At 66.9% G+C, this 8,040-nt stretch carries 8 protein-coding genes and 1 pseudogene; 4 read left to right on the top strand and 5 right to left on the bottom strand.

Going from position 1 to position 8,040, the window contains the following annotated elements; translation table 11 throughout:
- A pseudogene (locus JO059_RS10195) lies at nt 1–466 on the top strand (hypothetical protein); the annotation flags it as partial.
- A 23-nt stretch (nt 467–489) separates the two neighbouring features.
- Here JO059_RS10195 and JO059_RS10190 read toward each other — a convergent pair.
- A complete protein-coding gene (locus tag JO059_RS10190) occupies nt 490–939 on the bottom strand; it encodes a hypothetical protein (RefSeq protein WP_293316293.1) in 450 nt (149 codons plus the stop codon).
- A gap of 270 nt (nt 940–1,209) precedes the next feature.
- Between JO059_RS10190 and JO059_RS10185 the strand changes: the two genes are divergently transcribed.
- The gene (locus tag JO059_RS10185; RefSeq protein WP_293316291.1) at nt 1,210–1,524 is read left to right on the top strand and encodes a hypothetical protein; all 315 of its coding nucleotides are present in this window, start codon (nt 1,210–1,212) and stop codon (nt 1,522–1,524) included.
- A gap of 42 nt (nt 1,525–1,566) precedes the next feature.
- Here the strand turns inward: JO059_RS10185 and JO059_RS10180 are convergent, their stop codons facing one another.
- Both JO059_RS10180 and JO059_RS10175 read right to left on the bottom strand, forming a co-directional pair.
- Entirely contained in the window at nt 1,567–2,670 is a 1,104-nt protein-coding gene (locus JO059_RS10180; protein WP_293316289.1) for an SAM-dependent methyltransferase, read from the bottom strand.
- Nucleotides 2,671–2,720: 50 nt separating this feature from the next.
- Nucleotides 2,721–3,677 (bottom strand): SDR family oxidoreductase, encoded by a 957-nt coding sequence (locus JO059_RS10175; protein ID WP_293316287.1) that lies wholly within the window; start codon nt 3,675–3,677, stop codon nt 2,721–2,723.
- Between the two features lie 47 nt (nt 3,678–3,724).
- On the opposite strand from JO059_RS10175, the gene lnt reads away from it, so the two are divergent.
- Both lnt and JO059_RS10165 read left to right on the top strand, forming a co-directional pair.
- Nucleotides 3,725–5,224 carry an apolipoprotein N-acyltransferase gene (gene lnt / locus JO059_RS10170; RefSeq protein ID WP_293316285.1) on the top strand — a complete coding sequence of 500 codons (1,500 nt, stop codon included), beginning with the start codon at nt 3,725–3,727 and terminating at the stop codon, nt 5,222–5,224.
- Entirely contained in the window at nt 5,221–5,928 is a 708-nt protein-coding gene (locus JO059_RS10165; protein WP_293316283.1) for an SHOCT domain-containing protein, read from the top strand. The genes lnt and JO059_RS10165 overlap by 4 nt, the downstream gene beginning before the upstream one ends.
- A gap of 79 nt (nt 5,929–6,007) precedes the next feature.
- Here JO059_RS10165 and JO059_RS10160 read toward each other — a convergent pair whose 3' ends face one another.
- The gene (locus JO059_RS10160; protein WP_293316281.1) at nt 6,008–6,631 is read right to left on the bottom strand and encodes an MBL fold metallo-hydrolase; all 624 of its coding nucleotides are present in this window, start codon (nt 6,629–6,631) and stop codon (nt 6,008–6,010) included.
- Nucleotides 6,631–7,716 carry an S-(hydroxymethyl)mycothiol dehydrogenase gene (locus JO059_RS10155; RefSeq protein ID WP_293316279.1) on the bottom strand — a complete coding sequence of 362 codons (1,086 nt, stop codon included), beginning with the start codon at nt 7,714–7,716 and terminating at the stop codon, nt 6,631–6,633. The genes JO059_RS10160 and JO059_RS10155 overlap by 1 nt, the downstream gene beginning before the upstream one ends.
- Nucleotides 7,717–8,040 lie beyond the last annotated feature (324 nt).

Raw genomic sequence — 8,040 nt, 5'->3', positions numbered from 1 at the left:
CGCTGACCCGGAGCCCAAGAAGCGACGCCGCCGGTGGTATCGGCTGCCGGCGGTGGCGATTGTCAGTGCGGCGCTAATTCTGCTGCTGGGCACCGCGCTGGCCATCGAATTGCGCTCGGACGGCACAACGACGACCCCGGCCCACAGCACAAACACGGCTGCGCCCGCTGACCCGAGTCCGCAACCGCAGGCCACACCGCAGGCACCCGCGCCCTCGGCCACCCCGGCGGACCCGCCCACCGCGGAAACGCCAACAGCCGCGCCGCCCCCGGCTCCGGAAAGTCCTCAGGCTCCGTCGCCGCCGATACCGCGCTCGCCGGCCGCACACCTGGCTCCGCCGATTCCGCGGATCCCAGCCGCTCCCGCCATTCCTTCCCTACCGCGAATCCCAGGGATCAACGCACCGATCCCCGGACTCGGCGGAATCCCGACCCTAGCCGACCTGATCGCGGCTCACGGGCGCTGATCAGCTCGGAGAATTGTTTCCCATCAGCGCTTGGACGAGCTTTCCTCGCCCTTGTTCTCTTCCGCGCCGGCCTTCCTCAATTCCTCGTTGAGGGCTTTGTCCTCCTCAACTTGGTTCTTCTTGTCCTCGTCGTCGCGGGCTTCCTTGGCCTGTGCCTTGTGGTCCTCGCTGGCGTCGTCGGGAATTTCGAACTTGGGATTGCCGTCGTCATCCAGCCAGTCGTTGACCGCCGTGCCCGTCACCATGCGACCCGTCCCGGGCAGCACCAAAGTCGGCCGGTCTTCGTAAGCCGTCATCATCTCGGCGGCCTTCTTCTTGTCCTCTTCGTCGGGCTCCGGCTTCTCGGACCGGTTGGTGGCCCGCTGCTCCTCGCCGTCTCCAGCGCCGCTGTCTTGTGCAGCGTCTTTTTCGGTGTCTTGTTCGGTGTCTTTTTCGGCGTCTTTTTCTGTCGCCTTGTCGTCTTGCACGCTCATGCGCAACCCCTAACAGTCGCAGTTCCGACTATCCCGAGCGGTTACCCAATGCGGTGTTGTGCTGAAACTCTCGTTTCGGGGTGTGAATGGGCCTGGATCACGGAAATGCGTCGCAAGCGAACGAGGGCCTGTGAGTCGGGGCCTGGGCGTTACGTGTGCAGCCATCGCCCGCAGCGCGGCGCCTAGGCGCCATCGGCCTGCCGGCGCTCTTCGAATCCCGACGGCGGCCCGCCGGAATTGACGGTCAATTCGACGCAGACCCTGCCGGGCGTGGGTCAGCGGGACGACGGACACCAGTACATCAACACCGCGATCGAGAGGCCCGCCGCTCCCGCCAATAGTCACCTGCCGTGGGTCATCGTCGGGTTGGGTGCGGTTCTCGCGCTGTTGGGTGGCATCGCGGCATGGGTGTGGAAGCACCCCCGCGGTGATCACGCTGTGTCCAATGCGCCTGCCGAACCGCCCGACGCATACGCGTCGACGGAGTGGCTGAACTACCGCGATGACGATGCAGACGCCCATTCTGACGGTCCCGGCGCCGTGACGGCGGCAAAAGGATTGGGGAAGCATCCCCTGTCGAGCTAAGCGCTGGCATCAAACAGTCTGTACCGCACGGTTTTCGAGAGATTATGACCGTGCTCGCTTGACCAGGACCACGGTGGCGAGCGGAATCCGTACCGGTTGGGGCGCGCTCGACAAACTCTTCGCGACCGCGGCCTGCAATTGTTCGACGAACTCGATCGCCCGGTGATCGCTGGGGTCACCGTCGAGCGCGGTCACCAACGATGGGAACAGGGCGGCGCGCGCGAACCCGGCCCACTGCGCGCCGAAAGCCTCTGCGTCGTCGTCGCTTTGGAAGCGGGCCCAGAATCGGTCCTCGGCGGTGAACAGCTCGAGTCGGTCGATCGTCAAGCCCTCGAACCGGCCCCTGGGCGAAAAGGGATCGCGAAGGTCCTTCTCGCTGCGGGCAAAAGCGGGGAGGGCCATGCGGCGCAACTCTTGCTTGCTCAGCAGCCCGTCGCGCGCCTGATTGTCCAGCGCCGCGACGATCGCGTTGAGCAACGCTTCGAAGCCGGGACTGCCGTCCTGGTCGGCGGCCTGAGTCAATACCACGAGCCGCCCTTCGGGGGCCAACTCGCGCCCGCGGAACGCCACGAAGTCATGCCAGTCGAGGCCGGCCTGATGGGCATACGCCGCCCTTGCCACATCGTCGCTGCTGTAGCCGACGTGCAGGTGATCGGGAAGCTCGCACGGAATCCGGCGCAGCCATTGCATCGCCCACGCTGTCCAGCCGAGGTTCACCGATTTGGAGGGCAGGATCTGTCCGTAAAAGGACCGGCCGATCGCGGAGGCGTAACTTGCCGCGTCCATGTGCAGGTAGCTGTCCGGGTCCTCGGCCAACGTCCGAAACAGGGCAGTGAAATCGTTGTCCGGAAGATCCGTGTGCGCCACCAGGATTGGGTGATCGTGACGGGTGCGCCGGCGCAGCACTGCGATTGCCGCCGACAACGGCTTCAGCGAATTATGCCCGTTGGCAGCGCCGTAGTCGGCGACGGCGATCGGCTGCGGATGCGGGGGGAGAGGCACTTCTTCGGCTGCGCGCTCGAGCTCCGCGATCGCTTGGGCCAGGCCGGCGGCCTGCAACCGCGACGACTGGGTGAACGTCGCCGAGTCCATCGGCTCTGGCCGGACCACAATGCTCGACTCCGGCATTCGGGGTTCGGGCCGCATGGGCTCACGATAATCGCGGCGGTGGTTGTCAGCTCACTGTCAGCTCACTGTCAGCTCCGAGTCGGGTAGCTGACACCGGTGAGCTGCTCGGAAAGCTCCCACAGCCGCCGGCAGTCGTCCTCGTTGCGGGCATTCGCGGGCACCTTCGCCGGCGCGACACCCCCGCCCGCGGCCTCGTAAAAGCCGCGCGGCCCGTAGAACGCGCCGCCTTCGGCGTGCGGCGCGGCGGCCGCATACAGCGCCGGCAGGATCCCTTCGTCGATTTCCTGCCATAAAAACGGCGTCCAACGCCACGATGCCTTATACAGCCGCTCCATCAACGCGGGCCGCTCGCGGCCGTGCGAGGGTCCCGCAATCTGCAAGTTCGTCTTGGTCAACCCCGGATGGGCAGCATTGGACACGATGCCCCACCCGCCCTGGCGGCTGCGGCGGTCCAGCTCCAGGGCGAACATCAATACGGCCAACTTCGACTGGCCGTACGCGGTCATCGCCGAATACGACTTCTCGAACTGCGGGTCGTCGAAGTGAATTTTCGCGTTCAGGCGGGCGGCCAGGCTGCTCAGCGAGACGACGCGCGCGCGGTTCGCGGCGCGCAGCAGCGGCAGCAGGTGCGCTGTCAGCGCGAAGTGTCCGAGATGATTGCTGCCGAACTGCAATTCGAAGCCGTCGGTGGTGGTGTCGCGTTCGGGCGGTGCCATGACGCCGGCGTTGTTGATCAGGATGTCGATCGGTCGGCCCTCGGCGTTGAGCTGCTCGCCCAATGCGGCCACCGCGGCCAGCGACGACAGGTCGAGGGATTTGATGGTCAGCTTGGCGTCGGGAACCGTACTGCGGATTTCCTCGATCGCCTTTTCACCCTTGGCGCGATTGCGGATCGCCATCACGACGTCAGCGCCTGCGGCTGAGAGCCGCCGCGCCAGCCCGAAGCCCAGACCGCTGTTGGCTCCGGTGATGATCACCAGCTTCCCGGATAGGTCAGGCACGGTGGCGACGAGATCGTTGGCCATGCTTATCACTCCTTGTTCGGTAGGCGACCCGTCCTAGTCTGCTCTTTGTGAGCGCCCGTAGACAGCGCATCCCCGGCAGGGCGGCCGCACTGGTGCTCGGCGCGCTGCCCGCGCTCGCGTTTCCGGTGCCCGCCTGGTGGTGGCTGGGCTGGTGCGGCGTGGTGCCGCTGCTCTTGGTGGTGCGGCGGGCGACCACGCGGTGGGAGGCATCGGTGCGGGCGTGGTGGGGGGCCGCGGGGTTTGTTCTGGCCAGCCAGTACTGGGTGGTGACCGACATCGGACCGGCGCTGGTGGTGTTGGCCATCGGGTTGGGCGCGCTGTGGCTGCCATGGGGCTGGTTGGCTCATTGGTTGTTGTCGGCGCCCGTCGGGGTAGGTCGAACGGCTTCCGCCTCGGCGGTGTTGCCGTGCGCCTGGGTTGCGGCCGAAGTGGTGCGATCCCGGCCCGAGCTCGGTGGACCATGGGCGCCGCTGGGCGCTTCACAAGCGGCCCAGCCCGTCACACTGGCGTCGGCGTCTTTGGGCGGGGTATGGCTGACGAGTTTCCTTCTGGTGGCGGCGAATACAGCTGTCGTCGGCGCGGTCGTGCACCGGGACGCGTCGGCCCGACTTGGCGCGCTGGCGGGTCTGCTGGCGTGCGCGGTGGTGGGCCCGGCCTGGTATTTGCTGGGGCCCACGCCGACCGGCGGTACCACCGTGCGGGTGGCGTTGGTTCAGCCCGGCGACATCGCCGAGTCCGGCGCCCGTCTGGCGGCCGGTGAGGAACTCACCGCGACGGTCGCGGCCCAGCGTCCGGATCTCGTGGTCTGGGGAGAAAGCAGCGTGGGGTCCGATCTGCATGGGCACCCTGAGGTGTTGGCGCGGCTCACCGAACTGTCGCGACGGGTCGGCGCCGACCTGCTGGTCAATGTCGACGCGCCCACACCGGCCGGGGGCATCTACAAGTCGGCCGTGCTCGTCGGCGAGCACGGCTCCTTGGGCAGCTACCAGAAGACCCGGCTGGTGCCGTTCGGCGAATACGTGCCGCTGCGAACGGTTTTCGGGTGGGTCGCACGTTACACGAGGGCCGCGGCCGAGGACCGGCAGCGGGGCAGTGGCATCGCGGTGCTGCGCGCGGGCACCCTGTCCATCGGGCCGTTGATCAGCTACGAGACCCTTTACCCCGACCTCGCCCGTCGCGAGGCCGGGCTCGGTGCCGCGCTGCTGGTGTACCAGAGTTCCACCTCGTCGTTCCAAGGGAGTTGGGCGCAGCCACAGTTGGCCGCCCACCCCGCGGTGCGTGCCGTCGAGTCGGGCCTCCCAGCGGTGCACGTCGGGCTATCCGGCGACACGTCGGCCTTCGACTCGCGCGGACACCGGCTGGCATGGTGTCCGTCGAATTTCCGGGGAGCCGTTGTGGTCGGCGTGCCGTTGGGGGCCAACGCCACGATCTATCGAAGGCTGGGTGACTGGGTGCCGGTAATGGCGTTTGTCGTCCTCGGCGGGGCCGTCGTCGTCGCGTTCCGGGGCTGGCGGCGCCTGGCTCGCGGTGACACACTGCCTGGGTGAGCGGCAGAGGGCTGGCACGGTTTTCGTTGGTCGCAGCCATAGTGCTGACGGCCGTGTCGGTGGGCGGGTTCATCGTCGCCCTGGTGCTCAACACGTTCTTCTTGGACAAGTACAACGCTTACGGGGAGGTGCCGGTCCCGGGGTCGGCAAGCTTGTACCTGCCCGCCGGTGAGGTCACCATCAACCTGCACACGGTGGTGATGGGCAGTCCCAACGGGGGGCTGCCGGTGCCACCGCTCGGCGTGACGATCACCCCGCCCGAAGGGGTTGCCCAGCCGGTCGTCACCGAAAGCATCGGCAGCACAACGACGGTCAACAATGACAGCCATGTGCGGGTGTGGGTCGCCCAGATTGCCGCCAGTGGCACCTACAATGTGACGACCGACGGCAAAGTCAACGGGTACATCGACCCGCGACTGGCCTTCGGCCACAAAGGGTCCTACGGCTATCTGGTGTGGTTGTTCGTCGCGACGTTCGTCGCCGGACTGGTCGGTTCGATCGCGTCGGGTATGTGGTTGCGCCGGACCCGACGCAAGGCGGTGGTAGCGGCTAACCCTTACTTCCATGTTTCCTCGGCCTACGAACCCGGTGACGAGGGCGTGCGCCTCGAGCGACTCAAAACGCTGGCCGCACTGCGGGATTCGGGGGCGCTGACTCAGGAGGAGTTCGAGGCCGAGAAGCGCCGGATCCTCGAGGGTCACTGACCCCACGGCCGGCGAGCGTGCAGGTCTGTACAACGGCACGGCGGTATCATCGGCAATTGCGCACGCTCGCGGTCAGGGATCAGTGGCCGCGGGCCACCCACTCCTCGTAGTGAACCATCTCGTCGCCCACGGTGGTGCTGTCGCCGTGTCCGGTATGCACGACCGTGCTGCCGGGCAGCTTGCCGAGTCGCTCTGAGATCGACTGCAGAATCGTCGGGAAATCCGAATAGGAACGCCCGGTGGCACCGGGGCCTCCGGAGAACAGTGTGTCGCCGCTGAACACCACACCCAGGTCGTACACGTACCAACACATCGATCCGGGGGAATGCCCCGGGGTGTGCAGCGCCCGCAGTTCGGTTCCGCCGACGGTCAGGGTCTCGCCGTCGGACACGGAACGAAAGCTCTTGTCCGGGTGGGTCATTCGCCACAGGACCTCGTCGGCCGGGTGAAGCAGCACCGGCGCGTCGAGGGTCTCGCCGAGCTCCGGAGCGACCGTCACGTGGTCGTTATGACCGTGCGTGCACACCACCGCCACCACGTGGCGGCCGCCCACGGCTTCGATGATCGGCGTCGCATCGTGGGCGGCGTCGAAGACGACGACGTTGGAGTTGTCGCCGACGAGCCAGATGTTGTTGTCGACTTCCCAACTGCCGCCGTCGAGCTCAAAGGTGCCGTGAGTGATGACGCGATCGATGGCTACCATTACAGCACCACGACCGAACGCAATACGGTTCCTCCATGCATCTTGTGAAACGCCTCCTCGACATCCTCTAGCCCGATTCGCTCGGAAACAAACTTCTCCAGCGGAAGCCTGCCCTGGAGATAGAGGTCGATCAGGGTGGGGAAGTCACGTTCGGGCAGGCAGTCGCCGTACCACGACGACTTCAGCGAGCCGCCGTGCGAAAAGAAATCCAGCAGCGGCATGTCCAGGCGCATGTCGGGGGTCGGAACCCCGACCAGCACAACGGTTCCCGCAAGATCTCGGGCGTAAAAGGCCTGCTTCCAGGTTTCGGGCCGGCCCACGGCGTCGACGACGACGTTCGCACCGAAACCGTCGGTGAGGTCCTGGATGGTCTCGACGACATCGAGGTCTCGGGCATTGATCGTGTGCGTGGCGCCGAACTGGCGCGCCCAGTCCAGCTTGGTGTTGTCCGTGTCGACGGCGATAATGCGCCGCGCGCCGACCAGCGCGGCCCCCGCGATGGCGGCATCGCCGACACCGCCGCAGCCGATGACCGCGACGGTGTCGGCGCGGTCGACCGCGCCGGTGTTGATTGCGGCGCCCAACCCGGCCATCACTCCGCATCCGAGCAGGCCCGCGACGGCCGGATCGGCCTGCGGGTCGACCTTGGTGCATTGCCCCGAGTGCACCAGCGTCTTGTCGGCGAAGGCGCCGATGCCCAGCGCCGGGGTCAGCTCGGTGCCGTCGGTCAGCGTCATTTTCCGTTCGGCGTTGAAGGTGTCGAAGCAGTAGGCGGGCCTGCCGCGTTTGCAGGCGCGGCACTGGCCGCATACGGCGCGCCAGTTCAGGACCACGAAGTCCCCCGGCTCGACCGCTGTCACCCAGGGTCCGACGGCTTCAACCCGGCCGGCGGCCTCGTGGCCGAGCAGGAATGGATACTCGTCATTGATGCCCCCGTCCCGGTAGGTGAGGTCGGTGTGGCAGACCCCGCAGGCCATGACGTCGACCAGGGCCTCGCCGGGACCCGGGTCGGGGACGACGATGTCCACCAATTCCACGGGCGCGCCCTTCTTCCGCGAGATGACGCCGCGCACTGTCTGACTCATGGTCCCCAACCTACGGCCCAGGCCGTCGAGCCTGCGAAGGTGGCGTCGATTCCGCGTCAAGAGCGTTCATCTGCGCGAAATGCCCACGCTGGACGCAGGCTCGGCGTTACGGGCGCCGGTGTAGCGTCGCTTCAGTGTCAGGGTGAGGTTGCCGCCTGTTGCGGTGGTTGGATCCTGATCACCTGGTGTCTGGCTCGTAGCGTGGGTGCCGCCTTCTGGTTGGCAGGCATGCGTTTTGTCGGCATCAGGTGTGAAGGACCGGCCGGCGTGACTTGATAGGAGCGTGGTAACCGCCCCCACTGAGGTTTGTCCGCCGACCGGCCC

This window comes from Mycobacterium sp., assembly GCF_019247615.1.
Classification (GTDB): domain Bacteria; phylum Actinomycetota; class Actinomycetes; order Mycobacteriales; family Mycobacteriaceae; genus Mycobacterium.
The sequence above is the reverse complement of the archived record's forward strand: the minus strand, read 5'-3'. Positions and strand labels throughout refer to the sequence as shown.